We start from the raw sequence: 2,383 nt of genomic DNA, 5'->3' as shown, positions 1-2,383 counted from the left end.
ATTAGTTAGAGGATTTTCTATTGTTTGACAACCGATAACTGATAAACAGGTAGAGTACACAACCAAATTTTTCAACATATTAAATCATCTCAGGTTTGCTAAACAAGAATTAATTTTCATCATGGTGCGGATTTATCATTAATTAACCATGTACTATCATTTTGACTCCAAATTAAATAAATACGATTGCGAGAATCTTGAACAGTTTTCCCATTATTCATATAATACCATAATTCTACATCTAAAGTAACATTATCACCATTATCATTGACAATTTTAACATCACCAATTTTTATTTCTTTCACACTATCCCACCATTGTTGATATTCTGCATAAGTACCAGAATATTTATTTTTAAACTGATTTGATAGTTGATTCCTCGTTTGACTATATTCACGGTTGTTTAAAGATAAATAATGATTTCTAATAAAATCAGCCGCATCTTTTCTGGGTGAATTTTCTATATTAGTTTGACTGGTTTCTAAAGGTGTTTGACTCGTTTCTAAAGGTGTTGGTTCTACTGATGATAATGATTTATCTGCATCGTTTTCTAATTCCAATCCTAAATCAAAGGTAGTAGAACCATTCATAGCAGCAACTTGAACAGTATACTTACCATCCAGAGGTAAAATAGAATTAGTAATTAATTGATTATTTGGTGTATAAACCCAAATACAAACATCTTGATTAGTTTGATAAACCAGTTTTTCACCTGATTTAGCTGTAAAAGTATAACCAAGGGATTTATTATTAGTCACCATACCAGTTTCCTTAATAGCCTGAGAACCTAGAGAAATAGCTTTAACATTGTTGGTTTCTAAAACTGCTGTTGGTTGAGTAGGACATTGGGAAGTAATGACTTGATTTGCTGGCTGATTTTGAGAACAAGCAGTGAGAAAATAAAGACTCAAAGAAAATAAACATATTCGCCCATATTTTGCAAATACACCCATATTATTAATCCCTTTGTGCTTCTGCTTTGAGATATTTTCCCCAATAGTGAAAAGGGACTACCCCACCAATTATAACTATTAATAACACCGATATGACCATAATCAGACGCACTCCCAAAGGCAGCGATCGCCCAAAGACAGGCATAATATATTCTATGATTTGCGACTCCTTAGCTTTACCTTTTTGAGAACTGACTTTCACCTGCACCTGATGTTTAGAACCCCGTTCTGCGTCCGGTTGAGTAAAGGTAATTTCATACTCTCCTAACAACGCATTCAGAAATAATTGCAAGTTCTCGGCTATCCTTTCCGCATTACCAGAAAACTCCGCAATTCCCCCTGTTAATTTAGCAATTTCCCCTAGTCTTTTTTGGTCTACAAATTCTGCCTCTGGTACTTTACCCTTCTTCAAATCAGCACGAGTAGCAGGTCTGCCTAATTTATATTTTACACCTAATTGTTCTGGTGTCAACCCATAACCTAAAGTATGTACTGTAATATTCTCATGTTTTTTCAGCAACTTAGTTAAAGCTGCAAAATCAGCCCCCTCATTAGGTACATTGTGATATCCGTCAGACAGGAGAATTATTGATAATCTAGGTTGTGGTTGGGAAGAATTTTCTGGTAAAGAAAAACGGGAGTCCTCAGAATTACCTAAAAACTTCACCGCTTTGGTTAAAGGTTCATATAAATCTGTAGACGCACAGGGAGTCAAACTTTTGAGATAATCCAGATTATTTTGCAGTTTAAAATCATTGGCCGCCAAAAATTTATCCAGGGTTTCTTTATTTACAGGTGATTCGGGACAATTACTACCAGTTTTACCAAAAGGAACAATAGAAATTTGAGTATTTCCACCCCGTTCAGCAGAAATTTTAGTAAATTCACGAATTGCATTAATCGCACCCGCTATTTTTTTAGTGCCACCACTATCTACTTGATTCATACTGCCACTAAAATCTAGTAGAACTACAATCCAAGCGGGAGGAGGTACAGTCTCTTCTGGGCTTTTCCAATCTTTAGGTTTAACCTGGACCTCCTTTTTATCAACCGTCAATTTAAAATTACTATCTTCCAAACCCATGACAGGCCTATCATCTCCACCTTTAACCTTAATTCTAATTGTTACCCTGTCATCTTTGAATGTGGGACTACCAATGATTTCTGCCTTTTTTACCTGGGCTAAACTAGGACAAACCATAGTCAGAAGCAACAACAAGGATAGACTAAGCCTGGGGGTCCAAAAAGCGGTTGTAGTAGACAAAGCGATAATATTTTTCCTCATTAATCTCATCTCCCTCAATGGTGTAAAAGGTCAATACATAATTATGCTTCAAAGGGATCATCTTTCGTGATTTTGTACGGACACTATAGTCATTTAACTTAAGAATGAGACATTAAGATACACAATAATCACGGATGATTTCATC

Annotated in this window: 2 protein-coding genes; both read right to left on the bottom strand. The window is 35.3% G+C overall.

Annotated elements, in window-relative coordinates:
• Positions 1 to 119: 119 nt before the first annotated feature.
• Entirely contained in the window at positions 120 to 953 is an 834-nt protein-coding gene (locus ACIR131C_RS21420; RefSeq protein WP_035371287.1) for a hypothetical protein, read from the bottom strand.
• A 4-nt stretch (positions 954 to 957) separates the two neighbouring features.
• Positions 958 to 2,238 carry a vWA domain-containing protein gene (locus ACIR131C_RS0100755; RefSeq protein ID WP_231395361.1) on the bottom strand — a complete coding sequence of 427 codons (1,281 nt, stop codon included), beginning with the start codon at positions 2,236 to 2,238 and terminating at the stop codon, positions 958 to 960.
• Positions 2,239 to 2,383 lie beyond the last annotated feature (145 nt).

Source organism: Dolichospermum circinale AWQC131C (assembly GCF_000426905.1).
GTDB lineage: Bacteria > Cyanobacteriota > Cyanobacteriia > Cyanobacteriales > Nostocaceae > Dolichospermum > Dolichospermum circinale.
Note: the sequence above shows the minus strand (reverse complement) of the source record. Positions and strands in the feature narration are given on the sequence as shown.